The sequence below is a fragment of the Lysinibacillus odysseyi 34hs-1 = NBRC 100172 genome, assembly GCF_001591965.1.
GTDB classification, from domain to species: Bacteria; Bacillota; Bacilli; order Bacillales_A; family Planococcaceae; genus Lysinibacillus_B; species Lysinibacillus_B odysseyi.
The window spans coordinates 100,235-125,443 of sequence record NZ_BCVX01000002.1; the positions used below are offsets into that span (position 1 = coordinate 100,235).

Annotated in this window: 27 protein-coding genes; all 27 read right to left on the reverse strand. The window is 42.4% G+C overall.

Going from position 1 to position 25,209, the window contains the following annotated elements:
• Window position 1 precedes the first annotated feature (1 nt).
• The 27 genes from BOD01S_RS03320 to BOD01S_RS03450 all read right to left on the reverse strand — a co-directional run bounded on the left by BOD01S_RS03320 (window position 2) and on the right by BOD01S_RS03450 (window position 25,025).
• Window positions 2-505, reverse strand: a complete 504-nt coding sequence (locus tag BOD01S_RS03320) for a cell division protein SepF (protein WP_036151243.1) — start codon at window positions 503-505, stop codon at window positions 2-4.
• An 18-nt stretch (window positions 506-523) separates the two neighbouring features.
• A complete protein-coding gene (locus BOD01S_RS03325; RefSeq protein ID WP_036151244.1) occupies window positions 524-1,192 on the reverse strand; it encodes a YggS family pyridoxal phosphate-dependent enzyme in 669 nt (222 codons plus the stop codon).
• Window positions 1,193-1,267: 75 nt separating this feature from the next.
• Window positions 1,268-1,507 (reverse strand): PRC-barrel domain-containing protein, encoded by a 240-nt coding sequence (locus tag BOD01S_RS03330; RefSeq protein WP_036151246.1) that lies wholly within the window; start codon window positions 1,505-1,507, stop codon window positions 1,268-1,270.
• 414 nt (window positions 1,508-1,921) lie between these two features.
• The gene (sigG, locus tag BOD01S_RS03335; RefSeq protein WP_036156083.1) at window positions 1,922-2,701 is read right to left on the reverse strand and encodes an RNA polymerase sporulation sigma factor SigG; all 780 of its coding nucleotides are present in this window, start codon (window positions 2,699-2,701) and stop codon (window positions 1,922-1,924) included.
• 85 nt (window positions 2,702-2,786) lie between these two features.
• Complete coding sequence (gene sigE, locus BOD01S_RS03340) at window positions 2,787-3,494, reverse strand: RNA polymerase sporulation sigma factor SigE (protein WP_036156081.1); 708 nt, start codon at window positions 3,492-3,494, stop codon at window positions 2,787-2,789.
• A 17-nt stretch (window positions 3,495-3,511) separates the two neighbouring features.
• Window positions 3,512-4,318 carry a sigma-E processing peptidase SpoIIGA gene (locus tag BOD01S_RS03345; RefSeq protein ID WP_036156079.1) on the reverse strand — a complete coding sequence of 269 codons (807 nt, stop codon included), beginning with the start codon at window positions 4,316-4,318 and terminating at the stop codon, window positions 3,512-3,514.
• Window positions 4,319-4,589: 271 nt separating this feature from the next.
• The gene (gene ftsZ, locus BOD01S_RS03350) at window positions 4,590-5,726 is read right to left on the reverse strand and encodes a cell division protein FtsZ (RefSeq protein WP_036156077.1); all 1,137 of its coding nucleotides are present in this window, start codon (window positions 5,724-5,726) and stop codon (window positions 4,590-4,592) included.
• Window positions 5,727-5,756: 30 nt separating this feature from the next.
• Entirely contained in the window at window positions 5,757-7,043 is a 1,287-nt protein-coding gene (gene ftsA, locus BOD01S_RS03355; protein WP_036156075.1) for a cell division protein FtsA, read from the reverse strand.
• 89 nt (window positions 7,044-7,132) lie between these two features.
• Window positions 7,133-7,510: a small basic family protein gene (locus tag BOD01S_RS03360; protein ID WP_036156074.1), complete on the reverse strand. Its 378-nt coding sequence runs from the start codon at window positions 7,508-7,510 to the stop codon at window positions 7,133-7,135.
• A 3-nt stretch (window positions 7,511-7,513) separates the two neighbouring features.
• Window positions 7,514-8,230, reverse strand: a complete 717-nt coding sequence (locus BOD01S_RS03365) for a DUF881 domain-containing protein (RefSeq protein WP_036156072.1) — start codon at window positions 8,228-8,230, stop codon at window positions 7,514-7,516.
• 11 nt (window positions 8,231-8,241) lie between these two features.
• On the reverse strand, window positions 8,242-8,967 hold the full coding sequence (locus BOD01S_RS03370; protein WP_036156070.1) for a DUF881 domain-containing protein: 726 nt from the start codon (window positions 8,965-8,967) through the stop codon (window positions 8,242-8,244).
• A complete protein-coding gene (locus BOD01S_RS03375) occupies window positions 8,957-9,769 on the reverse strand; it encodes a cell division protein FtsQ/DivIB (protein WP_036156067.1) in 813 nt (270 codons plus the stop codon). The genes BOD01S_RS03370 and BOD01S_RS03375 overlap by 11 nt, the downstream gene beginning before the upstream one ends.
• Window positions 9,757-10,869, reverse strand: coding sequence for an FtsW/RodA/SpoVE family cell cycle protein (locus BOD01S_RS03380; RefSeq protein ID WP_052124902.1), 1,113 nt, complete (start codon window positions 10,867-10,869; stop codon window positions 9,757-9,759). Before BOD01S_RS03380 ends, BOD01S_RS03375 begins: the two co-directional genes overlap by 13 nt.
• A 14-nt stretch (window positions 10,870-10,883) precedes the next feature.
• Complete coding sequence (murD, locus tag BOD01S_RS03385; protein WP_036156063.1) at window positions 10,884-12,236, reverse strand: UDP-N-acetylmuramoyl-L-alanine--D-glutamate ligase; 1,353 nt, start codon at window positions 12,234-12,236, stop codon at window positions 10,884-10,886.
• The gene (gene mraY, locus BOD01S_RS03390) at window positions 12,233-13,207 is read right to left on the reverse strand and encodes a phospho-N-acetylmuramoyl-pentapeptide-transferase (RefSeq protein WP_036156061.1); all 975 of its coding nucleotides are present in this window, start codon (window positions 13,205-13,207) and stop codon (window positions 12,233-12,235) included. Before mraY ends, murD begins: the two co-directional genes overlap by 4 nt.
• Window positions 13,208-13,288: 81 nt before the next feature.
• Window positions 13,289-15,205, reverse strand: coding sequence for a penicillin-binding transpeptidase domain-containing protein (locus BOD01S_RS03395; RefSeq protein ID WP_036156060.1), 1,917 nt, complete (start codon window positions 15,203-15,205; stop codon window positions 13,289-13,291).
• 89 nt (window positions 15,206-15,294) lie between these two features.
• Window positions 15,295-17,499 carry a penicillin-binding protein gene (locus BOD01S_RS03400; protein ID WP_174523059.1) on the reverse strand — a complete coding sequence of 735 codons (2,205 nt, stop codon included), beginning with the start codon at window positions 17,497-17,499 and terminating at the stop codon, window positions 15,295-15,297.
• Entirely contained in the window at window positions 17,496-17,876 is a 381-nt protein-coding gene (ftsL, locus tag BOD01S_RS03405; RefSeq protein WP_036156056.1) for a cell division protein FtsL, read from the reverse strand. Before ftsL ends, BOD01S_RS03400 begins: the two co-directional genes overlap by 4 nt.
• Entirely contained in the window at window positions 17,877-18,827 is a 951-nt protein-coding gene (gene rsmH / locus BOD01S_RS03410; RefSeq protein WP_036156054.1) for a 16S rRNA (cytosine(1402)-N(4))-methyltransferase RsmH, read from the reverse strand.
• A gap of 23 nt (window positions 18,828-18,850) precedes the next feature.
• Window positions 18,851-19,282, reverse strand: a complete 432-nt coding sequence (gene mraZ / locus BOD01S_RS03415; protein ID WP_036156052.1) for a division/cell wall cluster transcriptional repressor MraZ — start codon at window positions 19,280-19,282, stop codon at window positions 18,851-18,853.
• A gap of 178 nt (window positions 19,283-19,460) precedes the next feature.
• Complete coding sequence (bshC, locus tag BOD01S_RS03420) at window positions 19,461-21,077, reverse strand: bacillithiol biosynthesis cysteine-adding enzyme BshC (protein WP_036156049.1); 1,617 nt, start codon at window positions 21,075-21,077, stop codon at window positions 19,461-19,463.
• A 137-nt stretch (window positions 21,078-21,214) separates the two neighbouring features.
• Window positions 21,215-21,610 (reverse strand): DUF3397 domain-containing protein, encoded by a 396-nt coding sequence (locus tag BOD01S_RS03425; RefSeq protein ID WP_036156047.1) that lies wholly within the window; start codon window positions 21,608-21,610, stop codon window positions 21,215-21,217.
• On the reverse strand, window positions 21,607-22,509 hold the full coding sequence (locus BOD01S_RS03430; protein ID WP_036156045.1) for a ketopantoate reductase family protein: 903 nt from the start codon (window positions 22,507-22,509) through the stop codon (window positions 21,607-21,609). Before BOD01S_RS03430 ends, BOD01S_RS03425 begins: the two co-directional genes overlap by 4 nt.
• 99 nt (window positions 22,510-22,608) lie before the next feature.
• Window positions 22,609-23,001 carry a transcriptional regulator gene (locus BOD01S_RS03435; RefSeq protein WP_036156044.1) on the reverse strand — a complete coding sequence of 131 codons (393 nt, stop codon included), beginning with the start codon at window positions 22,999-23,001 and terminating at the stop codon, window positions 22,609-22,611.
• Window positions 23,002-23,103: 102 nt separating this feature from the next.
• A complete protein-coding gene (locus BOD01S_RS03440) occupies window positions 23,104-23,871 on the reverse strand; it encodes an enoyl-CoA hydratase/isomerase family protein (RefSeq protein ID WP_036156041.1) in 768 nt (255 codons plus the stop codon).
• A 423-nt stretch (window positions 23,872-24,294) separates the two neighbouring features.
• The gene (gene rpmF / locus BOD01S_RS03445) at window positions 24,295-24,468 is read right to left on the reverse strand and encodes a 50S ribosomal protein L32 (protein ID WP_036156040.1); all 174 of its coding nucleotides are present in this window, start codon (window positions 24,466-24,468) and stop codon (window positions 24,295-24,297) included.
• Window positions 24,469-24,491: 23 nt separating this feature from the next.
• The gene (locus BOD01S_RS03450; protein ID WP_036156038.1) at window positions 24,492-25,025 is read right to left on the reverse strand and encodes a YceD family protein; all 534 of its coding nucleotides are present in this window, start codon (window positions 25,023-25,025) and stop codon (window positions 24,492-24,494) included.
• Window positions 25,026-25,209: the final 184 nt, after the last annotated feature.

The following is a 25,209-nucleotide window of genomic DNA, read 5'->3' on the forward strand; positions in this document are numbered from 1 at the left end:
TCTAAATTTCATCGATAATATAATCAGAGATTTCTCCCGATACTTCTACGTTGTCTGGTGTGCAAAGGAAAATATTATTACCGATGCGTTGAATATCTCCATTCAAAGCATATACTGTCCCGCTTAGAAAGTCGATGATTCGCACTCCCTGATCCCGGTCAATACGCTGTAAATTGACAATCGTCGCACGTTTATTACGAAGATGTTCGGCAATATCCTGCGCCTCCGCATATACGCGCGGTTCAACAAGCACAACTTTTGAACCTTTCGCAGAAGCAGCTGTATGCAGACTTACTACATTATTCTGCGCCGGGGCAGGTGCATGCTGCGTTTGCTGCGGAACGATTTTACGCTCTTTCTTAAAACGGTTATTGATCGCTGGGGCAGGCACTTCAGACTGTTGCTGTTTCATCACAGGAGTGTTATCTAATTCCTCACGTACTACGTGATCTTCTTCTTCCTCTTCCAAATAGAAGAAGTTTTTAATGATGTTTTTCATGCTCATCCATCGTCCCTTCTTTCGTCATCCAACAAGAGCCGTTCCAATTCTTACAAATGTTGCTCCTTCTTCGATGGCAATTTCATAGTCATTTGACATCCCCATCGAGAGCTCCGTACATGGTGCGTATGCTAGCTGTAAGGCGACAACTTCCTGCTGAAGTTTTTTTAGTTCCCGAAATACTTCACGAATTACGTCCTCATCCTCCGTATTCGGTGCCATCGTCATCAATCCGACAACTTCAATTTTTGAATAGGAGGCCAACTGCTTGATAAACGGTATTACCTCTTCATACACTAGGCCATGTTTCGATTCTTCTCCAGATACATTTGCCTGGATAAAGCATTTTACCGGCTTTTCTGCACGCTTTTCAATCTCTTCTGCCAGGCTCAATCGGTCCAATGAATGTAAAAAATCAATTGTATTAATGATTTGTTTTACTTTCCGCGTCTGTAAAGTGCCGATATAGTGCCAATGGGCTCCAGATTTAATTTGTTCTTGCTTCGTATGTAACCCTTCTGGACGGTTTTCCCCCAGGTGCACAAGTCCGGCCTCCAGGACCTCTTTTGTCCGCGCTACATCAACTTGCTTTGTAACTGCAACAATTTTCACAGCCTGTGAGACACCTGCACGTTTTTTTGCTTGATCTATATTAGATTGAATTCTCTCTAGATTATCAATAACTTTTGTCACGTTACTCCCAACTTTACATCATTAGTTTCCCCTATTGTATCAAGCTAAACATGATTTATCAATGAATAGCGTGACCTATGTGGAGACACTTTTTACTATAATGACATCCTTACCTATTATGAGAATATCACTAATTGCTACCTTTTTTACACTTTCTTCCCCCTGAATGAGCTGGTAAAACTTTCTTGGTTGCGAAACAAAAAAATAGTCTATATACCCACTCTGCTCATTAATCTCTGCATCGATAATATAACCGATAAACCGCCCGCTTCCCGCCTCGATCATTTCCTTCTGCTGCACGATGGAAAAGCGCATCCAATCCTCCTTTTAAGGAAAAGTGCATTCGCATCCGTTTTGCTGCGACAAGCACTGGAGAACAGGCAATGGAACAAAGGCTAAACCGCCACGTCCTGTGACAACGCCTTTGTGACCAACATCCTGTTGACCTGAAGTGACCTCGAGCAGCAGATGCGAGTGCCTAGACAATACTGTACTTCTTAAAAGCTATACTTTCTCTCCTAAAGGAAAAGTGCATTCGCATCCGTTTTGCTGTGACAAGCACTGGAGAACAGGCAATGGAACAAAGGCTAAACCGCCACGTCCTGTGACAACGCCTTTGTGACCAACATCCTGTTGACCTGAAGTGACCTCGAGCAGCAGATGCGAATGTCCAGTAACTAGAAAATTTATCCTTCCTTACCTTTAAGAAAAGCGCACGAAATGTGCGCTTTAGTCAAACTTATAGTCTTTCTGCATCAAAGCGATGGCGCTTTTTTCTAAACGCGAAATCTGGGCTTGCGAAATTCCCAGTGTCTTTGCAATTTCTGTCTGGGTCTCCCCGTAGTAAAAACGTTTCGCCACAATTAATTGCTGACGCTCATCCAATTTCTGCATGCTTTCCTTTACCGATACATAAGCCACCCATTGATCCTCTGAAACATCCCCTTTTAACTGATCGAGCATGTACACAGGATCTGTGCCATCTGCATAAATCGGCTCTTGAAGAGACATGGGATCTTGAATAGCATCTAATGCATATAAAACATCTTCCTGTTTCATTTCTAACATTTCAGCAATTTGCCCAAGTGTCGGTTCATATGAATTTTCAAGTACAAACTGCTCTTTTGCCTGCATTGCTTTATAGGCAATATCCCGGAGTGAACGAGATACTCGCAGTGCATGATGGTCACGCAGATGACGTCTTATTTCCCCGACAATCATCGGTACGGCATACGTAGAAAATCTTACGTTATGCTTCAGGTCAAAATGATCAATAGCCTTTAGTAAGCCGATGCAGCCTACTTGGAATAGATCGTCTGCCTGCTCTCCGCGATAGGAAAAACGTCCAACTATGCTCAGGACAAGCCGCAGATTGCACATAACCAGCTGTTCACGTACCTCTTCTTCGCCTGCCTGCATACGTTCGAATAAAGCTTTCATTTCTTCGTGTTTTAAAATAGGTAACGTTGATGTGTCTACTCCACATAGTTCAACTTTCATACGAACCATCTCTTTTCCTCCGAACTTTTTTATCGTTCAGTTTGTCCGTATGAGATGAGACTATGCGTTTTTGGACTACGCCAAATTCAACCAATTATGCAATCGGCTCATTTAAATACTCTCGTAAATCCAATATGATTTTCTTTTCAAGGCGGGAAATATAGGATTGTGATATCCCAAGATGATCCGCTACCTCTTTTTGTGTCATCTCCGTTTTTCCGTTAAGGCCGAAACGGCATTCCATAATATACTTTTCACGCGGATTTAAACAATTAATCGCATGGAACATATGCTGCCGTTGCAGCTTTCTCTCCACATCATCTGAAATGATATGTTCCTCTGTCCCTAAAATATCGGACAATAGAAGTTCATTTCCGTCAGCATCCGAATTCAGCGGTTCATCAAGTGATACTTCACTCTTCATACGGCTTGTTTTACGAAGATGCATTAAGATTTCATTTTCAATACAACGTGAGGCATATGTGGCCAATTTAATATTTTTTTCTGTATTAAATGTTTCGATAGCTTTAATTAATCCGATAGAGCCGATACTAATTAAATCTTCAATTGGTGTAGCTGTATTATCAAAACGTCTTGCAATATATACGACAAGACGTAGGTTGCGCTCAATCAATGTATCACGCGCATGTAAGTCACCATCCATAAATGCTTTGACAACAGTTAATTCTTCTTCTCTAGTTAGTGGCACTGGCAATGCATCATGTCCTCCTATATAGTATGTTCCTTGGCGCGATATTTTCCGCCAAATGTTTAAAAAAAGTAAGCGTAGCTTTTGAAACAATGATTGTCCCCCTTTGTTTATAGAATAGGAAGCATAGACACATGGAGAATGATCTCTACCTGCTTTGGAAATTTTGCATCCTTCGCTGTAAATACCAGATAATGCCCATGAACAGTTTGTTCATCCATCAATAATCTATTTGTACGAAATGCCAGTGCAAGCGTATCCCCCTGCACAGTTTGGATAGGAACGACACGTAACAATTTTTGAATTTCTTTCGAAAACATCTGCAAATCATACGGTGCCTCCTGACGCCAGCTCATGAGTGCCTGTACAAAATCAGACGGCAGCTGGGCCTTCATCGCCTGTAACGAAACAAAATGGACCGGTAAGACGCTGATCGGCTCTATGCATGTATTGCCTGTGTCAATGAAAGCAGCGAGTGAAAATTGCTGTTCTAGAAATTCAACAGTACATGTCGTGTAAAAGTGATTTTGTCGAACTTGCCAACGTAGTCGATAACGCCTCACAAGAAAAATAAGAACCAATGCTGCCAGCGACAGCCATAAAATCTGCATGTCATATTTATTGCTAGCATATGATTGTATAGCCGTTAAAAGACCACCTACTATAAACGTTGCGATAAAAAGTATGATTGCCTGTCTATAGAGCGTTGCTTGTATCGGAAACGTTGGCAATAGCACAAGAAAACTTATGAATACGCCAAGCACGGATGGATAAAGCAACAGCCCAATCAAACCACTGAGCGCTGCCATTGTCCATAAGCGAACTTTTGCAACGCGAATGTCCGTGATCGTTGCTGTAAATGTAAGCAACATATAGTTATAAAGCGTGTTCACGAGAAGCAGCCATTCCCCAGCCATGCAAAAAAACCTCCTTCTCATACAGTAGCATGAAGGAGTTGTAGAATTTGTCAAAAGAGTGAACGCTTTTCCATAAATTGCTTTACAAAAAACGAGTGTATCCGACAATTCTCTTTAAAATATGTGAGAATCCGTCCATACGGCATAAAAAAAGAACTAACCGATAAGCAATGCCTATCAGTCAGCTCCTAGAGACTGTTCAATATATTTCAGAGGATTAAAACGATAAAAGAGCTGCCTTAAAATGCATTTTAAGACAGCTCTTTATTAATTAGTGACGGTTCCGACGATTACGTAAGAACGTTGGAATATCTAATTGGTCTTCCTGTGGTGGAGCTTGACGGACAGGTTCTGCCTGAACAGGCTCAGGACGTGCATGCTGGATTGGCGGCGGCGTGTGTCCGCCAAGAGAACGTCCTCCCAATGCTGCACCTGTAGCTCCTCCGGTAGCAATATCATCAGAGAATCCGGTAGCAATGACTGTAACGATGATTTCATCGTTGAGATTCTCATTAATAACCGAACCGAAAATCATGTTTACCTCTTCATCTGATGCGGATGCCACAATATCAGCTGCCTCCTGCACTTCATACAGGGACAAGTTCATTCCACCTGTAATATTCATAATGACACCTTTTGCGCCATCGATGGACGTTTCAAGCAGTGGACTTGAAATGGCTTTCTTTGCTGCTTCTGTTGCACGGTTTTCCCCTGTCGCAATCCCAATACCCATTAATGCGGACCCTTTATCAGACATGATTGTTTTTACATCCGCAAAGTCAAGGTTAATTAATCCAGGTGTTGCGATTAAATCGGAAATCCCTTGTACACCTTGTCGAAGTACATTATCCGCCTCACGGAATGCTTCAAGCATCGGTGTTGATTTATCTACGATTTGAAGTAATTTATCATTTGGAATAACGATAAGCGTATCTACCGCTTCTTTTAAATTTGAGATACCTCCGACCGCCTGTGTCTGGCGTTTACGTCCTTCAAATGTGAACGGACGTGTTACTACGCCGACAGTAAGGGCTCCTAAATCACGTGAAATTTGGGCGATGACAGGTGCAGCACCTGTACCAGTTCCCCCGCCCATACCAGCTGTAACAAATACCATATCTGCTCCGCGTAATACCTCTTCCAGCTGTTCACGGCTCTCTTCAGCAGCTTTCTTTCCCACTTCCGGGTTTGCTCCCGCTCCAAGACCGCGTGTTAACTTACCGCCGATTTGAAGCTTATAAGACGCCTTAGATTGTTCCAATGCCTGGGCATCAGTATTTACCGCAATGAAATCGACGCCTTGCACACCGTGTTCAATCATACGGTTGACGGCATTGTTTCCTCCACCGCCCACTCCGATTACTTTAATGACTGCGCCTTGATCTATACTAGTATCAAACTCTAACATTTTGTCTCCTCCTACTTCATAGCTTTGTCTTTACTCGAAAAAGTTGTTAAAGAATTTTTTGGCTTTATCCATAATAGTCGTCTTATTTCCATGATCGACTTTCTTCTCAGTTGCATTAGACTTGTTTTTGGGAGGAGTTGGTTGTATGGATCCAGAAACAGTCTGCATTTCTGAGCTCCTACCATAAAATTCATCATCTGAATGCGCGTAACGAATCAGTCCTACTGCCGTTGTAAATCCAGGATCTCGAACACCAATATAGTCTGGTGTATGTATACGCACTCGAAGCTGCATAACTTGACGAGCAACTTGTCCAATTCCCTCAAGTGCTGCCACCCCACCTGTCAGCACAATGCCTCCAGGTAAATCGCGAACACCAAGGCGGGACAGTTCATCTAACACATATTCAAAAATCTCTTCCACACGTGCTCCAATGATTTCAGCAATGTAACGCTGGCTAAATTGCTGCGTCATGCTTGTCCCGTCTATTTTGACTTCAAACAATTGGTCATCTGAGGCATCATCCAAAAATGCATGGCCGTATTGTTTTTTGATTTTCTCTGCCTGTTCTGTAGATGTTTCCAATACAATGGACAAATCTTTTGTAATTTGATCGCCGCCCATGCCAATAATTCCTGTATGAGTCAGCAGCCCATCTTCAAAAACAGCAACTGTTGTAGAACCACCACCTAAATCAATATAGGCAGTACCTTGATTTCTTTCATCTTCTGTTAAAGCATAATAACCTGCTGCTAAAGGCTGTAGATAAATTTCACGCACGCTCAGGCCGGCCCTCTCCACACAGCGCAAAACATTATGTAATAATGTTTTAGATGTCATAACGAGGGTCGCATCGACCTCTAGCCGCGTCCCAATCATCCCCCGCGGATCTTTGATCTCAGATAGCAAGTCCACTGTGTACCGTTTTGGCAATAGGTTTACAATCTCTTTTTCTGGCGGCGTTGCGATGCTTTCAGCTGAATCCAACACGCGTGCCAGGTCATCATCCGAGATTTCCCTGCCATCTCCGTTTACCGCAACTACTCCTTTTACGGGCTGGAGGACAGTTTGATTTGCCGGTACCCCGAGTACAACTTCCTCAATCTTCAATCCTGTCATTCTTTCCGCCTGTTCAATCGCTTTTTTAATAGATTGAACCGTAGCATCTATATCTACAATTGCACCTCTGCGAATGCCATTTGATTTTACTTGTCCGACCCCAATTACATGTAATTGGCGATCACTCATTTCACCTATTAGTACTTTAATAGAAGATGAACCAATATCTAAAGAAATATATATATCTTGATGATTCAACTCGTTGCACCTCCTTTAAATGCTCCTTTTTTTCATTCTATTGTAAAATCTAATCAATGTCTAAGTAAATTACCTATTGTAATCAAATTTTAACTTGATTCTGATGAATTTTCACTCTTTTTTATCCTAGCCTCTTCCCATTTTGTAATTAATATCCTGCGTATGACTGCAATGTTCTGAAAAAGACGTACTCCGAAGGCAAAAATCGCCGCCAAATAAAGGTCTACCCCGATATGGACACCGAGAAAGGCAAGCCCCGCTGCAAGAGCAATATTGAAAAAGAATCCCGTAATGAACACTTTGTCATCATATACTTGCTGCAATTGAGCCCGAATACCGCCAAACATTGTATCCAGTGCGGCGAGCACGGCAATAGAAAGATAGTTTTCATAAACGGCGGGAATTTCGAGATCGGTTAAAACACCAAGCCCAATTCCCAAAATTAATCCCAGCAGTGGTAGCCACATAAGCTAATCTCCTTTATATTCTGTCAAATAAGTACTTCTAATTTCCACATCTGCCGCATCTACTGTAATAGAAGGTTGTGGTTCTTCTACTGTCAACAGCATATTATCAATAAAAAATTCATCCATAAAAGAAGAGGCTAATAAATAATTGTACAGTTTGGAAGCTTCCTCCCCCGTTTCTGTCACGACCTTGATCTCAACATCCACTTTACCGATTGGTACACCATTGACAGTTGTTTTGCCATTAATGTCACGAATGGCGGATGAATGAACAAGTCGCTGGCCTGCAATTTCTACATAATGACCTTTATAACGGTAAATTTCATTAACGAGGCGAATCAAAAGCTGCGGCGAAATCTCTTCTACCGTATATCCGTACTCTATTAACTCCTCAGACGGGCCAATATTCATTATAAGCCCCGGTCCGCTGGCTTCCTTTATTCCAGCAGCAGCTTGTAATTGATCAACCGTTTGGGTTAATATCGCTTCAGGGTTGTCCAGCTCTTCGTCTTCATATTGCCGGACTGTTTCCTGTCCTTGGCGGATTTGTGTCAGCAGCTCCGAGTGACGCAATTTTTCATCCGACAGTTCTTGCCGGACTTCCCATATATCCGTCGTTTGTACCTTTTTAGGGCTTTGGACCGTATTATACTGGACAGCGAGCATGAAACCGATGATAAAAGATATAACGGTAATATGAATAGTTGTCTTTTTTTTCATACGTCCACCCCCTACAAGTTCCCTTTCGTTATGGATGGCATCACAATATGTTCTTTCTTTTCTACTGTTACGACTATATTATCATTCAGCAATTGATCAAATACACCACCATTAATTCCCAAGGCGCCAATCAATCCATCCTGATTGCCGACTGCTTCTATAACAAAAGGAGCAGGATATTGATTTCCATCAATCGTAATAACAGGACCATTACAGCTGATGAACGAATTTGTTTTTAAGCGCTGGCCATTAATCGCAATAGCTTCAGCCCCGGAAATCTTCAACTCATTGATGACATTAAATACATGGCTTTCATGGACAATATAATCATTTGGATTTTCCGCCCCTGTAAAATCATCATCACGCAAAGTGACAGAAACCCCTTTTCCCGTCACTGGCAACTCTCCCATTAAAATCCGGAGACGCTCCGCCTCTTTTACCATCTCATCGTAATGCTCTTCGTGTGTTGCATATTCCTTTTCGTATTTCCGGATTGTCCCCAGTATTCCATCCAATTCTTCAGCAAGCTCTTTATTTCTTTCCTGCTGTTCAATCAGCTCTTCCCTATATGCATCCTGCTGCTGTGTATATAGCGTTGAGCTTGAGGTGATCTGGTGGTTGTCCTTTGATAAATTATAAGAATACCCTATTATAAAGCCCGTCATGATACAGACAATTAGAATGATGAAATACTTTCGACTCAACACCCCTCGTTTTTGAGGATTATTATTCTTCATCCTCGCTCACTTCCTGTTCTTCTATAGCTTCTTCTATGTTGATGGCTTCATATTCCTTTGAATAAGGTTTATAAGATAGTCCTACTTCAATATCGATAATTCCCTTTCCATTCTGCTCTTCACTCTCAATCTGAGCAATGATGGCAGGATAGTAATTCAGCTTATCAGCAAGCGATGTAATTTCCGCTCTCACCTCATAGCCATCGTTCATGAACAGTGTAATGGCATAAGGGTCAGCAGAAGATGGTGTTGCATTGATTTGGGAAATGAGGGCCGCTACTTCCGGCTTTAGCTTTGCCAGCTCTTTCAGCAGCCGCTTTCGTACTTTTTCATCCTTAAATTCATGAAAAATAGGGGCATCGATTGGCAGCAGCTCCTGTGCTTCTTCAAACAGCACCCCATTTTCAAGCATCGGATAAAAAGAATTCTCCTCTGCCAGGTAGGCAACTTTCTGCCACTCTTCTACCTTAATGCGCACAGTACTGAGCCACTTACGCTCTACCTTTGCTGACTTTACCCATTCCAGCTCTTCCAGCTGCTTGCTAATGGCATCACTATCGATGCTCCACATCGAGCCTCCTACATGCAGATCGGACAACTCTTCATAGTATGTACTATCTACAAGCTCAGCACCCGTAATATCGATTTTTTTAATCTCGCTATACGGGGACTGGAAGTAGAGGAGCACGAGCAATAGAAAAAGAAAGAGTGCCGTTAATAAAATGAACTTAAAATTTGTCCTTCTTCGCCGTTTTTTCCTGAATGTAGGGATGCGGTCTTCTAGATCGATTACTTTTTCCAAGGTGCTTCCTCCTCTCCCTCTGTATTAGCTCCGAATAAATAGATAATGCCGACCGTCAACCATAAAATAACGAGTGATGTACCACCGTAGCTGATGAAAGGTAGCGTGACCCCCGTTACAGGCAAAAGTCCGATGACAACTCCAATATTTAAGGCAGCCTGTACAGCAATCATAGATACCAATGCACTCGTAATATAAAAATAACGAGCATAGATGGCGCGTGTAGCTAGCTTATAGCCGCTATATAAAAAGCACGCAAAAATACATACAATACAAAGCCCCCCGATAAACCCCGTTTCCTCTAATATAATAGAAAAAATAAAATCATTCTGCGGTTCTGGTAGATATAAGTACTTTTGTCTGCTTTTTAGAAAGCCATGTCCAAATAATCCAGCTGGTCCGATTGCAAGTAAAGATTGTACTGCCTGAAAACCTTTTCCTAATTGATCCTGCCATGGGTCGATAAAGGCTTGAATCCGGGCCAGTCGATAAGGTGCAGAAATAATTAGTCCTGCCAACCCAGCGATCCCAAGCATAATACAAAGCCCATAAAATCTTAAAGGATAATTAGCGATAAAAAACAAAATAAAGGCTGCTACAATTAAAATGAAGGCGGAACCAAAATCAGGCTGCATCATAATTAAGCCGATTGGCAGCAGAAGGATGATAAAATGCTTAAGCTTAATCACCCTTTCTCCGCGCTTCCACTTTGCCAGAACGGCACTTAAATAAACAAGCGTTGTGATTTTCACGAATTCAGCCGGCTGGAACGTTAAAGGCCCTATTCCGAGCCAGCTTCGTGAACCATTCCGCCATACCCCGATTCCTGGTATGAGTACAGCTACTAATAACACAATGGAAATAATATAAAACAATCGCCACCATCTCTCGTGCAGCAGCCATTTACTTCTACTTACGAACATAAACCCAAGCAATGCCACGACAAAGAACATCAATTGCCTCAGGTAGAATGGCATCTGCCCGGCATAATGCACTTTACTCCAGTAGGCACTCGCTGAATAAACAAAGACTATGCCTATAAAACTTAGCAATAAAGCACTTCCTACAAATAACCGTCTATATATGATCAGCGAAAAAATCCTTTCCTACCGTATTAAGACAACTTCATAGCACAATCAATAAACACATCGCCCCGAATTTCGAAGCTATCGTACTGATCCCAGCTTGCACACGCCGGAGACAACAAAATGATATCCCCTTCTGCTGATAGCTTTGCAGCATAAACTACTGCATCTTCCACATTCGTGGCGGCCACTGTTTCTTTTACCCCACATGACTTCGCAAAATCTATGAAACGAGAACCAGTTTCACCAAATGCTACCACCGCCTTTACATTCCCCATTGCTTCACGTAACTCTTCTAACGAATGACCTCGGTCTAGTCCACCTGCTAACAGCACAATCGGCTTATTGAATGCCTCAAGTGCACTCTTCGTTGCCAGACAGTTTGTTGCTTTTGAATCGTTATAGATTTTGCGTCCTTTCCATTCACGGACAAATTGCGTACGGTGACGTACACCTGCAAATGTGGCAAGCACCTCTTTTATAGCCTGCAGTCCGCAGCCTGCCAGCAAACATGCTGCAACAGCACAAAGGATATTTTCAAGATTGTGCTTACCGGGAAGAGCAATATCCGCACGGTTCAAAATATGCTCGCCATTCCAGTAGATTGCCTCAGCATCTGCACTGATCCCTACCTCACAGCGTCCGTTTGTTGTAAACGGAACTTTTTGTGCTTTTGATTTCTCAGCATAATTCCGCACAACTTCCTGGTCGTTATTAAAGATGAAATAATCTTCCTCTGTCTGGTTGCGTGTTACTCCAAACTTGGCATTTGCATAAGCTTCAAACGTACCGTGGTAATCCAAATGAGCATCGTACAGATTAGTCAAAATGGCAATATGGGGCTTGAACTCCCGGGTACCCATTAATTGAAAAGATGATAGTTCGGTTACGATTATTTGATCAGGCGTAGCTTCCTTTGCAACACCGCAGGCTACCGTTCCAATATTCCCGGCAATTAACGGATTCCGATTGCCCGCTGCAAGCATATCGAAAATCAAAGTCGTTGTTGTTGTTTTGCCATTTGTTCCTGTAATACCGATAAATGGAGCTTCACTAACTAGATAGGCAAGTTCCATTTCAGTAATGACCGGCAGATTCCTGCTAATCGCATCGGCAATGATCGGGTTACTGTATGGAATACCTGGATTTTTAACAACCAGCTCAAAACCTTCGTCCAACAAATCTTCCGGATGCCGGCCACAAATGACCGTAATGCCTTTTGTCAGCAGATCCTGTGCCTCAGGATTAGCATCAAAAGGCTTCGCATCATTTACGGTTACAAATGCACCAAGCTCATGCAAAAGCTCTGCAGCCGCTACCCCGCTTTTCGCTAGGCCTAATACTAATACTTTTTTATGTTGTAATGCTGTATATTCCTTCATAATAACGCCTCCGATAAGACTGCAATTAATGCCATGACAAGGCCCGTAGACCAAAATACAAGGACTACCTTCCATTCAGACCATCCCGAAAGCTCAAAATGATGATGGATAGGGCTCATTTTAAAAATTCGTTTTTTACGAAGCTTAAAGCTGCCTACCTGTAAAATTACTGAGAGTGTCTCAATCACAAACACAAGACCGATCAATAATAGTAAAATTTCCTGCTTCACTAGTACAGACAGCATTGCCAATGCACCGCCCAATGCTAGAGAGCCTGTGTCTCCCATAAAGACTTTTGCCGGGTTAGCATTAAAGATTAAAAAGCCTAAAAGCGCCCCTGTTACCGCAAAGGCAAACAAGGCGATATCTGCCTGTTCATTAAATAATGCCAGCACACCAAATGCCGCGAATGCGATAGAAGCCGTCCCTGCTACCAGACCATCCAATCCGTCTGTCAAGTTCACTGCATTGGAGAAGCCAACAAGCCAAAAGATCAAAAAGGCGATGTATAGTACGCCAAGATCCACCTGCCATTCTGTGAATGGAATGGCAATCGCCGTATCAAATGTCCCTAAACGTAGTAATAAAAATGCCGCTATTGCGATGACGATTTGTCCGATTAATTTCTGTAATGACGTCAATCCAAGATTGCGCTTAAAAATAACCTTGATGCCATCATCCAAAAATCCGATGATGCCGAACCCTACAAAAACAAGCAGTAGAACAACTGTCTGTGTAGTAAATACATCAAATATAAGCCCGCAAGCAATCGTTGTTACGATAATGGAAAGTAAGAAAAGAATACCTCCCATCGTCGGTGTCCCAGCCTTTTTCATATGTGACTGCGGACCTTCCTCGCGAATACTCTGACCAAATTTTAATCGACGCAGCATCGGAATGCCTACCGGCGCCAAAATAACGGTCAGGATGAATGATGTAGCTAAAATCGTCACCGTTGTTGCCAATGTCATAAAAAATCTCCTTTAAACTGTCCTATTAAATGTATAAACATCCTTCACTATAATAGTTGTTTTACTGTCATTTTGAAAGGATTAGTTCCCTAAATACAAGTGGATGATTTCATCTTGCTTGATCTGTTTGCCCGCTACAGGCAGCTGATCGATGATTTTCTCACCCTCACCATGCCATTCTATTCTATAAGTGTATTGTTGCTCCATCATTTCTCCCCTTTTTTGCCCGATAAAATCAGGCATGGCCTCTGTTATCTCATCGCCCCATGCATATTTTTTCGGCAGCTGGTCAGAGGAGTATGGCAAATCCAGAATGGAGGCTGCTTCTTCGATAATCTGCCCTACAATCGGCGCTGTTACAGTACTGCCGAATATGGAAGATTGCGCTTTTGGCGAATCGACTGCCACATATACAAGAATCTCCGGATCATTTGCCGGAGCAAACCCGATAAATGATACGATATACTCGCCATCCTTATAACGCTTATTCTCTACTTTTTGTGCCGTTCCTGTCTTACCGCCGATTCGAAGTCCGTCGCGGTATGCACGCTTACCTGATCCATTCGCAACGACCGATTCTAATGCACTCCGCACTTTTTGCGATGTTTCCTCGCTGATTACTTGACGCTTAGCTACAGGTTTATTGTCCACCAGGACTTTTCCATTGGCGCCAATAACTTTAGATATAATGTAGGGAGTATAGAGAGTTCCTCCATTAATCGCGGCTGCCACCGCTTGTACCTGCTGGATGGGCGTTACGGATACCCCTTGCCCGAAGGCGGTCGTTGCACTTTCTACCGGTCCAAAACCTTCTTTTGAGAAAAGAATACCACTTGCTTCTCCCGCAAGATTAGAGCCCGTTTTTTCACCAAAGCCGAATTTGTGGATATAATCGAGCAATTTATCTGAGCCGATGCGTTTCCCCATTTCAATGAAACCGGGGTTACAGGAGTTCTCCACCACTTCTAAAAATGTCTGATGGCCATGTCCCTGACGCTTCCAGCATCGCAGGCGTGCTCCTTCAACCATTGTAAAGCCTTGATCATGAAAGCTTTCATTTTCCAGATCGATGACATCTTCTTCGATCGCTGCACTCAGTGTAATAATCTTGAATGTTGACCCCGGCTCAAACGTCATAAAGACCGGCAAATTCCGGTTGTAGATAGATTGATCTACTTTCTGATAGTCAGTCGGGTCATAGGTTGGATAGGAGGAGATGGCTAAAATCTCTCCTGTTTTTGGATTCATTGCCAGAGCTAATGCTTGCTCTGCATTATACGTTTTCATCGCTTGTGACAATTCTCGCTCTACGACCTGCTGTAGTTTGATGTCCACCGTTAATTCGATGGTGGAACCGCCATCTCCCTGCCGCCATTCGTCAGGAGTCTGGCGCATGGCATTCCCTCTTGCATCTGTAAAAAGACGAATAGCAGAAGCATTGCCTGTCAATACGTCATTATATTCATACTCAATGCCTGCTAGTCCTTGTGAATCGTAGCCTGTAAACCCTAACAATCGGGATAATAATGTACCATACGGATAGTGGCGTACATAATCCACACCGCTGTACAGGCCATCAATTTTCATCTGCTGTACTTTTTCAGCCTGCTCTGCTGTAATATTTTTCCCTTCAGGCGCCAGCTTCGTTAAGTAAGCACGTTTTGATAACTTTTCCAGAAGCTTTTCACGGTCTGTCTGCAGGATAGGTGCCAGCTGATCGGCCACTTCCTCAACATTTTCATTTTGCGCCTTCATAAAATAAAGCGTTGGAGCCAGCTTATTTGTCACAATGGCTTCGCCGTGCCGATCCGTAATATCTCCTCTTTCCTCTTGAAAAGGAATTTCCCTATCCCAATTGGCCTTTGCCAATTCAGTTAATTCTTCATGCTGGACAATTTGTACATAAAACAGCCGGATCAGGATCGCAAGACCATAAAACAAAAAACAAATTATGATGATTTTTAAACGCCCTTGGGCTTGTTTAAAAATCCATTTCATTTGACAACACGCTCCGTTTTTAATAACAACCTATGTTATAAACGAAGCGTGTATTCAATTTCTCTGCCATTCCATTATTCAGAAAGGCGTTAATCCTGCGGCAGCTTTTCACTGTCTTCTTCCGGTTCCGTTGTCTGGAAGCTCTCTTTTGGTGTCCGTAGCTTTACTACAATCGGGGAAGAATCCGTTACTACGGCATTAGCAGAAGCACTTTGGCTGTATACATACCCCTCACCGACAATCTCTAGAGGTAAGCCGGACATTGTCTTATAAACAAGCATATTGCGTAAAGACCAGTTCGTAAACGATGGAAGCGTCACTGCCCCCTCTGTCTTTAAAAATATAATGCTGCCTTTGGATAACGGCGTTCCTTTTTTTGGATACTGCTCGGTGATTGTTCCACCTTCTCCAATAATAATCGGTTTAAATCCATCATTTGTCAGCTCCACTTGCGTTGTTTCTGCCTGTTTTCCAACCAGCTCGCCTACCGTTTTCATTTCTACCTCTGCAGTATTATCTGGATTGATATTTAGATACTTTAAGCTGTTCTCCATAACAGAATTAAATACTGCCGATACGGGTTCTGACCCTGAGATCGCACTACTCATATTTGGCTTTTTCACTGCTACATACATGATAAGCTTCGGGTCATCCGCCGGCACCATACCGAGGAAAGAATAGATATATTGATGATTTCCGCCATAATATCCCGGACCATTTTCTCTTGGGATTTGGGCAGTACCTGTCTTTCCGGCCACTTCATAGCCATCAATCTGATAGCGCTTGGCTGTTCCAGCCTCTGCTGTTACAGTAGAAGCCAAAATCTCACGGACCTGCTTGGCCGTATCGGCTGTTACAGGCTCCCCTTTTACTTTCGGTTCCTCATCAAGGACTACTTTTCCTGTATTCGGGTCGACTATTTTATCAATTACATACGGTTGCATCATTTTCCCGTCATTTGCAATTGCTGTCATTCCTTGGATTAACTGAAGAGGAGTGACGGTTGAACCTTGTCCAAATGACGTTATGACAAGGTCGACTGGGTTTTTTGTCAACAATGTACCCGTTGCTTCATTCGGAAGATTAATTCCTGTTTTTTTACCGAAACCGAAACGGTCCAAATATTCGATGAATGTTTCTTTCCCCATAATTTCCAACTGATGAGCCATTCCCGTATTGGAAGAGTGCTGAATTCCTTCTAAATAAGTAATTGGACCCCACCCGACTCCATTGTTCGAGTCACGGATTACGCGGTCATATAATTTATACTTACCAGATTGATATGTGGCATTAGGATGCCAGTTGCCGGAGTCGACCGCTGCTGCGAGTGTAAATGTTTTCATCGTTGAACCTGGTTCAATGACATCCTCCACTACGGCATTTAACCAGCTGCTTTCCAAACCTTCCCGCGTATCCGGGTCGAATGTCGGCCGCTGTGTCATCGCTAAAATTTCACCGGTTTTAGGGTCAGCTACGACCGCCGTCATGGACTCTGCATTATATTCCTTTTCCACCCGGCTCATCGCATCCTCTAAAAAGTTTTGGATCGTTTTATCAAGTGTCAAATAAATGTCTTTTCCGTTCTTTGCCGGCTCGACCATTTTTTTAGCATCCGGCAATAAATAGCCGAAAACATCGCTGTCATAAGAAACTTTGCCGTCCTTACCTGTTAATTCTTTATCATAGATAGATTCAAGACCCATGCGCCCCACTGTTTTAAAGGAGCCATCCTTCTGTTCCTCCTTCACTGCATACCCGATTAAATGGGAGGCAAAGGAACCATTTGGATAATAGCGTTTTTTATCATTTACAAAGACAATTCCCGGCAGATCATGTTCCTCAATTGCCTCTTTCACTTCATGACTGAGGCTGCGGCCGGCAGCACCAAACTCTACTTGATACTTATCTTTTTTTGATGTCAGCTGCTCATAAATCTTCTCTTCGTCCCAACTAATATATTGGGCCAAAACACGCGCTGTTTCTCTTGCATCCACAACATGCCGCGGCTTCTTAGGATTCTCAGTAGCCGATTCACGGACAACTGCAACTAACCGGTAGCTCATTGTATCCTCCGCAATTACATTTTCATTGCGGTCCAATATTCTCCCCCTGTTAGCCGACAGCACCGTTTCCCGGGAATATTTATTAGCAGCCTCAGCCTGCAGGTTGTATCCATGTACTTCCCCTGTTGACTGAATATAGAAGAATCGCCAAAACAATAGGAAAAAGAGCCCTCCATATAATAAAAACATTAGAAAGGCTCCTATTTGAAAACGAAACTTGAGCTTTTTCATTCGCCTGGCACTACCTTTACATTTTTTTCATTCAATGTCAGGCCAAGCTCTTTCGCCTTCTCCCAAATGCGCTCATATGTTGATAGTTCACTAACTTGCACCTTTAAGTCTTCGTTTTTCTTTGTTATTTCCTGAACTTCTGATTCTATTTTTTGAACTTCCATCGTCGTTGTTTGGATTTGCCCTTGTGTATGTAATAGTGAGACTGCAAATATAGCAACTGCAACGATAAATGTAATATAAAGTACTTTTTCCTTACCGCTAATCAGCGGCTGTCTGTCGGTTTTTTTCTGCTTCTGAGGTGACGGTTGATGCTGCGGTTGTTCCGGCATTGGCGGTTGCGGGATATATGATTGTTGTCTAGCTCGAACTGCCATTTAAACACGTCCTTTATCGTTTATTTTTTCAGCGATTCTTAATTTTGCTGAGCGTGAACGATTGTTCTCTTGTAACTCCTCATCTGACGGTAAAATCGGTTTTCTCGTAATTAACTTTAATATCGGCTTCATCTCTTCCGGAATGATAGGTAAGCCAGGCGGCAGCTCTGGAATAGAAGACGCTTCTTTAAATAGTGTTTTACATAAACGATCTTCCAATGAATGGAACGTAATTACACTAATGCGTCCGCCAACTTTTAATAAGTCAATTGCGTCTACCAATGAATCCTCCGCTGCTCCCAGTTCATCATTTACCGCAATGCGAATCGCCTGGAAAATACGTTTTGCAGGATGTCCACCTTTGCGGCGTGCAGCTGCCGGAATCCCCTCTTTAATCAACTCTACTAATTGGCCTGTCGTTTCGATAGGCGCTTTTTTTCTTGCTTCTTCTATCTTACGTGCTACCTGCTTTGAAAACTTTTCCTCCCCATAACGGAAGAAAATGCGGACCAAATCTTCATATGGCCATTCATTCACTACTCGGAAAGCCGTCAGCTCAGCTGTCTGATCCATACGCATGTCCAGGGGTGCATCATGATGATAACTGAAACCGCGTTCTGGTGTGTCTAACTGAGGGGAAGATACCCCCAGGTCGTATAAAATCCCGTCCACGTGTTCTATATCTAGCTTCTGCAGCTCTTCTTTTATATATCGAAAATTGGAATGTACAAATGTCACACGATCGAGATAATCTGCCAAGCGGACTTTCGCATTTTCAATTGCAACAGTGTCTTGATCAAAGCAAATCAGACGTCCTTTTGAGGATAGCTGCTTTACTAAATACTCACTATGTCCTGCACCACCTAATGTGCAGTCGACATAAATGCCATCCGGACGGATGTTTAACCCATCAACGGTTTCCTTTAATAACACGGTTGTATGATCAAACATAAAACTTACTCCTTTGGGCTCTATTAAAAATCAAACCCTATCATATTTTCTGCAATTTCATTAAAGGATTCCTCAGATTCTTTAAAGTAATCTTCCCAAGCTTCTTTTGCCCATATTTCAATCCGTGTCGCTACCCCGATAATGACACATTCCTTTGTAATACTTGCATGTGAAAGGAGTGTACCGGGAAGATTGATGCGGCCCTGCTTGTCTATTTCTACTTCAGTCGCTCCCGAAAAGAAGAACCGTACAAATGCACGTGTATCCTTTTTCGTCATCGAAAGTCCTTTTAATTTTTCCTCGAGTTTTCGCCATTCATCCATAGGGTAGCCGAAAAGACAGTTATCAAGCCCGCGTGTAATTACGAAAGTATCAGTTAGACGCTCCCGGAATTTCGCTGGTATGATCAGCCGTCCTTTGGTATCAACAGAATGCTGATATTCTCCCATGAACATGCTACTCACCCCACTTTAGATAATAATGTACCACATCGCCCCACTTTCTACCACTAAAATCCTGCGTTTGCCGCGCCATGAAAGGGATTTGGGAATTTAGTCCTTGATATTATTCACTGTTCTACTGAAATAGTCACAAAAAAAGAAGTCAACTCGGTTTAGAGTCGACTTCATTCTACTAATATTTCACTAAAAAATGATGTGGTCCCACTGTCAGAGGCAAGCACATTAAATCGTCCACCAATGTTGGCCCATACTGATTTAAATACTGATACGGATTGAACATCCGCTCCTGTAAAGAGCGATTCGGGGTAAATTCAGCGTGAATCGTTTCGAATTGACGAATAACCGCATCATGCTTTTGTGAGGTTTGTTCTCTTATTTTCCCTTCTAGGTAAGCCAGCTGCTTAAGATGAAAGGCTTTATTTTTTTCTAATACTTGCTCTAGTTTCAAGTCGCTTTGAAGAAGATGAGCAGTAAGCACTTCATATTGGGATAAGAGCGATTTCTCCATCGCCTCCACCTGAGCGAGTGCCTCCTTATCCTGAACTTCCGCAATAAACTGTTCCTTTTTCGTCTCAGCCTCTCCCTCCAATACGTTCTTAAACGTTAACTCGTGGTGTTCCAATAACGGCTGGATTTTCCGAGTAGCGATGGAGATATTCAGGCGCGGGGCAAAAATCGGCATTTCTAAATCCATTATCCCGAAAGCCGGCTTTAATGTTGCCCAATAAGCAAGCTCCCCCGGCCCTCCTACAAAAGCTAGAACAGGCAATGTCATTTCCTGCATCAATGGGCGTGTTACCACATTGTTACTTAGCTGTTCAGGTGTATGTCTGGCTGTGTGTAATAATTCTTCTTTTGTAAATTTCAACTGAGCAGAGGTATTAACAAATTCTCCACCTTTTTGCTCCAACAGGAAACGTTCCCCTTCTTTCACGAAAAAGAGATTCGCATTATTTTCCGTCGCCTCAATTGGCTTTCCATACCCCGCTTTTTCCAGTGCTTTTTCCTGTATGGACACAGCCTGGGCAATTTCCTCACTTCGCTCAATTAACCGTTCAAAATAAGCACTCTCGAATTGTCGAAAAGGAGTGTAGGCCGCATCAACCATTAGTAATCCATAATGGGCAAATAAGCGATTCATCAATATTGTAAAGAAATCTGTAAATGTCTCACTTGCCCGGCTTGCTTCCAGCACTTCCTTCAGCAGTGATTCTGTATAGCTCGTTTCTCCATAGTCTTTAAATACCATGTGAATCAATTGTTCAATTGTCTCATGGTCGATTGGTGTAGTCGAGGCCATTGTTTTTTTATTTGAACGTTTACTATAGCTGCGTTTTTTCACACCGCCATCTACGATTGTAAATGTATGATTAATTTCATCTAAGTCGTGGTCTTCGCCTGCAATCCAAAAAACCGGTACTACCGGTATTCCTAATGCTTGGCGCTGCTCTTTTGCAAGTAAAATAACCGTTATCGCTTTATAAACAGAGTACAGCGGCCCAGTAAATACCCCTGCTTGCTGCCCTCCAACAATTGCCAGAGCACCAGCTTCCAGCTCCTCTAAATGTTTAGCGGCCTGCTCAGATACACCAAAACGATCCATATAAGACCGTATCACCTTCACTAATGATTCCCGCTTATAATCACGTTTTTCGATTGTCTTTGCCCGTTTTACAAACGACTCCTGTTCATAGGGATACGTAAAAAAAGAATGAATATCAGCATTTCCCTTCCAGTAATCTGCCAACACTCTATTTTGCACTGGTATTGAAATTTGCTCCAGCTTCATGAAATAAACGCCTCAACTTTCTAACCTGACTATGTAATTTCTATCGTATAACGGTTTTGGTTACTATGGTAGTATATTTTCACTTTCGAATATGTATTATTGTATATGTTTTATGCGCCTACGAAAAATTTTTTGCTCTAAATTCCTTCAAGATAGTCCACAATATTTATCGAAAGCCCAATGAGCCATGCACTTATATATAAAATGCTCAATAGGATAAAATAAATGCGCCAGATTTTTTTGAGTAAAAGAGGTACATCAATTTCTTTTTTCGTACGCCAATCGATAAATGTAAGTCCAAGAGCAATAAGCAGTGCCAGGATGATGATATACATAGAAAATGATATTTCCCAAATACTTTTAAGAGCAAGGGGTACAGAGAAAAAGAGAATGAAAGTAGTAACATCAGCCGCAAACCCGACAGCATGCATTTTCTTTATCTTCATTTTTCTGCAGATCATATAAGTCACTATTAGAGCAATCAGCGGGCAGACAAGTATGACTCCCCCCACTACTTCAATAACTGTCTTCACATCCTATCACCACTCTCCAGTTGTTCTGCTGCTTTGATTAGATTATACAGCGTATGTAACGTAGGAAGCTGCCTGTCATTAGCCGCTGCCTTCTTTATAATAGCACCCACAATAGTATCGACTTCCGTTTTACGCCCTGCCAGCCGGTCTGCCAGCATGGAAGATGTATTGGCAGCTGTTTTGTCGCAAAGATTCTTTACTCCATCAAACGGAAACCCTTTACGCATATGCGGGAAGGCAGCCATGATTTCTGCATATAATGCTTTTAGTAATGAATAAGCATACGGATTAGTCAGCAGCTCTCCGTTTTTTATATTGAGAATAGCAGTCAACGGATTAATAAAACAATTTAATAGAGCTTTTTCCAGCAGCATCGTTTCCGCATCTTTTTCTAAAAAGACTGGCATCATTTCACTATCCAAAGACAATACTTCGGGAAATCCCTCTATTTCTCCGCGCCCGGCGGCCACCTTCAGTACACCGATTCCACGGTGGATAACGGTAGTATCATTTACTCTCTGTGCTCCAAATTGGGCACTGCCAAACGCTATATGTTGCTGAGGAAGACGCATCGCCTCTTCATAATGTGCCAAACCATTTTGTAGAAATAATAGGGGTATGGACACTGGCAATTCGGCAAGCAACGGGTATAGCTGTGCAAGACCATTATACTTCACCGTTACAATCACCAAATCCGCATCTTTTGATATGCTATCTGCGGCTGTTACGGTAAACTTTTGTTTTTCCCCGCCGATATTTTCCCGGATCAAACCATATGTGTTTATACGTTCCCGCTGTTTAGCACGCGTAGAAATTATATTAACAGCAAAACCTTTTTCAGCCAAAAAACTTGCCATCAGTAATCCAACAGACCCGCCACCGATAATTTGAATCGTCATCATACCACCTCCTAAACGAATGAAAAGGCCTGTCATATGACAGACCTCATTTTATTATAAAGGAAAAATCATTCAATTTCGAGACATGCGCCTTTTATTTCAGCGGTGCTCATGCTCTCTGCCTAAAAAATTTGCTCCCTGCTGCAGCCATTTAATAACACGGTCATATTCCGCCTGCAGCTCGCGGTACCTCAAATCAAGTGAATTGTACGCTTCCGTCAATTCTTCAAAATTAGTCAATGCCAGCTTCAAATGACTCCGCATCATCTGCTTTGGACGCTTGCGAACATTATCCAGCACATGTCCGTATTGCAGCCGCAGTGTTTTATTCCATCTAAAGCCGCACGCCTGCTTTGTTCTTCCAAGCGCATCTGCGGCATGTGAAAACGCTTCTAATTGTGTCTTTCCATTTTGGACAAACCCGATCACAATCTCTGCTAGTTTTTCATCATCGGCAGTCGTCCATTGATCTTTACGTCTTTTTTCTCCCAATTTGGTCACCTCGCATTTTTTACTACTATATGCAGACCACTTAAAATTAGAATAAAAAAATGGATTGTCTTCTTCTTTTTAGAGACAATCCATCTAGTCAGGCTATTTTTTTGCTTTTGTTAGGAAGCTATTAACCGCCTTATGATGGGCTTCGCTTTCCCAGAGTTTGGCACATGTGCGTACCTCTTCCATCACTCGTTCATACATATTACTCTCGCGCCATTTACGCAGCTCAATCTCTTTGTATGCTTGATGAACAGATGGGTGAATTTTACTCATATGCTCGATAAAATCATTCAGCGCCTCTTCCTTTGTACCTTCAAAATATACACGCATTGCCCAGCCAATCTCATAAAGGGTCTGTGCATCATACGGCTTAGCATCAACAAGCATTTTTAAGGCGCGGTCATGACGCAGCCCGCGTTCAAACAAGTATGTTCCGCCTCCCCAGCCAGATGTAATGGCAAGTGTCCCTTGAATAAAGCCGGCTTTAGCATGAGAAGCCACCAAACGGAAATCACAAGCTGTAGCGATTTCACAGCCCCCTCCTACCGCCGTTCCATTTATGAGAGCGATGGTTGGCACAGGTAATGTCGCTAGGTCATACAAAATACCCGCCATTTTACTTAGCATTCCAAATGCCTGCTCCTCTGTTTCAAGCGCATGAAATACCGAAAGATCCCCGCCTGAGCAGAAAGATTTCTCCCCAGCCCCCGTAATAACAAGAAATCTAACATCATTATGATCTTTTACATATGTAATTACTTCTTTTAAACCATCCATCACTTCATCATTTACCGCATTCCGCTTTTCCTCACGATTAATGGTAAATGTTAATATACCTTCTTTTTTATCGATCAAATATGCCACAACAGCCATCCCCTTTATTATCCTACTATAAAGACATCATCTTAATAGTATCGAACCAAAAAACGTTTGACAAGATAGCTGTTCGAATATTCATGATATTTAGGCGGTGAGTTTTATTTCCTGTTCAGCAGGAACTATATAAAGAGAGAATGGAACAATAGAAAAGGGAGGCCGATATACAAGAAAGGCTGTATTGTGCTCATGTAGCTGCTAGCTGCAAAATATTTTTATGACAATGAATTTTATGACCGGGGTTATACACTTGCGGGGCAAACCCTATGAGCGCCACGTCCTGCTCCTGCGATTACTCGTCGCAAAATGCTTTTGTGGCAGCGGGTTTGTGACCGACGTCGTGTCGACCTAAAAAAGGCGATATAAGAGCCATGGCCTCTTATATCGCCTTTATAAGCGCAAAATACTGAATTATTTTGCTACTACTTCTTTACCTTTGTAGTGTCCGCAAGCTTTGCAAACACGGTGAGCAAGTTTCGCTTCACCACAGTTTGGGCAAGCTACCATACCAGGTACAGATAATTTGAAATGCGTACGACGCTTTCTTTTTGCAGTTTTAGAAGTTCTTCTAAATGGTACAGCCATTATGGCACCTCCTTACAGATACTCTATTCATCTGTTTGATCAAAATACTTAGCTAAAGCAGCCAGTCTTGGATCCAATTTTGGTTCGTCAGATTCACGTTTCGCCAACACTTCTTCATCCGTTGAATAAGACCAGTCTTTCCCGCCCTGCACTTGTCCTTCGGTATTCTCTTTGAATACTTGCATCGGGATTTCCAGAAGAACTAATTCCTCCAGCACCGGCTTCAGATCGATAACTTCCCCATCTATATAGTGGATGTCGCCATCTTCGTCTCCGCGTTTTTCTTCGTCGATCCAGCTGAATACTTCCACAGCATCGACTTTGATCGGATATTCAACGTCCTCCCATGTGCGTGCACAAGGAAGTGTAAGTGTTGCTTCAAGCGTAAATTGACAAGTCATTTGCGATGCACCAAAAGTACAAAGCCCTTTTACATGAACGGGTGAAATGTCGCGAATGTCGCTGTTGCGCTTCATCACTTCATCCAATTGTACTTCCGCATCAATAGGCATCCCATTTTGGCGATACTTCGATAATTGATGAATTGACCATTTCATTCGTTAATCACCTCGAGACAACAATGTTGATTATATAGCTAAGAAAAATAGATGTCAAGATAATTTCTTGTCACTACTAAAAAACACCCGTATAATCAGTATAAATTTATGTCCTCTAATTATTCGCTCCAAATTCATGTAAAATAGACTGGTGAATAATTGCTTCGCATAAAGCTTAATTTTA

Bases quoted from the DNA above. Each gene is read 5' to 3' on its own strand.
- BOD01S_RS03320 (WP_036151243.1), bottom strand. From the start codon at position 505: ATGAGCATGAAAAACATCATTAAAAACTTCTTCTATTTGGAAGAGGAA.
- BOD01S_RS03330 (WP_036151246.1), bottom strand. From the start codon at position 1,507: ATGCGCTTTTCCATCGTGCAGCAGAAGGAAATGATCGAGGCGGGAAGC.
- sigG (WP_036156083.1), bottom strand. From the start codon at position 2,701: ATGGTTCGTATGAAAGTTGAACTATGTGGAGTAGACACATCAACGTTA.
- BOD01S_RS03345 (WP_036156079.1), bottom strand. From the start codon at position 4,318: ATGGCTGGGGAATGGCTGCTTCTCGTGAACACGCTTTATAACTATATG.
- ftsZ (WP_036156077.1), bottom strand. From the start codon at position 5,726: ATGTTAGAGTTTGATACTAGTATAGATCAAGGCGCAGTCATTAAAGTA.
- BOD01S_RS03360 (WP_036156074.1), bottom strand. From the start codon at position 7,510: ATGTGGCTACCACTGCTGGGATTAATTTTGGGAATTGGGCTTGGTGTT.
- BOD01S_RS03365 (WP_036156072.1), bottom strand. From the start codon at position 8,230: ATGAAAAAAAAGACAACTATTCATATTACCGTTATATCTTTTATCATC.
- BOD01S_RS03370 (WP_036156070.1), bottom strand. From the start codon at position 8,967: ATGAAGAATAATAATCCTCAAAAACGAGGGGTGTTGAGTCGAAAGTAT.
- murD (WP_036156063.1), bottom strand. From the start codon at position 12,236: ATGAAGGAATATACAGCATTACAACATAAAAAAGTATTAGTATTAGGC.
- mraY (WP_036156061.1), bottom strand. From the start codon at position 13,207: ATGACATTGGCAACAACGGTGACGATTTTAGCTACATCATTCATCCTG.
- BOD01S_RS03395 (WP_036156060.1), bottom strand. From the start codon at position 15,205: ATGAAATGGATTTTTAAACAAGCCCAAGGGCGTTTAAAAATCATCATA.
- BOD01S_RS03400 (WP_174523059.1), bottom strand. From the start codon at position 17,499: ATGAAAAAGCTCAAGTTTCGTTTTCAAATAGGAGCCTTTCTAATGTTT.
- ftsL (WP_036156056.1), bottom strand. From the start codon at position 17,876: ATGGCAGTTCGAGCTAGACAACAATCATATATCCCGCAACCGCCAATG.
- rsmH (WP_036156054.1), bottom strand. From the start codon at position 18,827: ATGTTTGATCATACAACCGTGTTATTAAAGGAAACCGTTGATGGGTTA.
- mraZ (WP_036156052.1), bottom strand. From the start codon at position 19,282: ATGTTCATGGGAGAATATCAGCATTCTGTTGATACCAAAGGACGGCTG.
- bshC (WP_036156049.1), bottom strand. From the start codon at position 21,077: ATGAAGCTGGAGCAAATTTCAATACCAGTGCAAAATAGAGTGTTGGCA.
- BOD01S_RS03430 (WP_036156045.1), bottom strand. From the start codon at position 22,509: ATGACGATTCAAATTATCGGTGGCGGGTCTGTTGGATTACTGATGGCA.
- rpmF (WP_036156040.1), bottom strand. From the start codon at position 24,468: ATGGCTGTACCATTTAGAAGAACTTCTAAAACTGCAAAAAGAAAGCGT.
- BOD01S_RS03450 (WP_036156038.1), bottom strand. From the start codon at position 25,025: ATGAAATGGTCAATTCATCAATTATCGAAGTATCGCCAAAATGGGATG.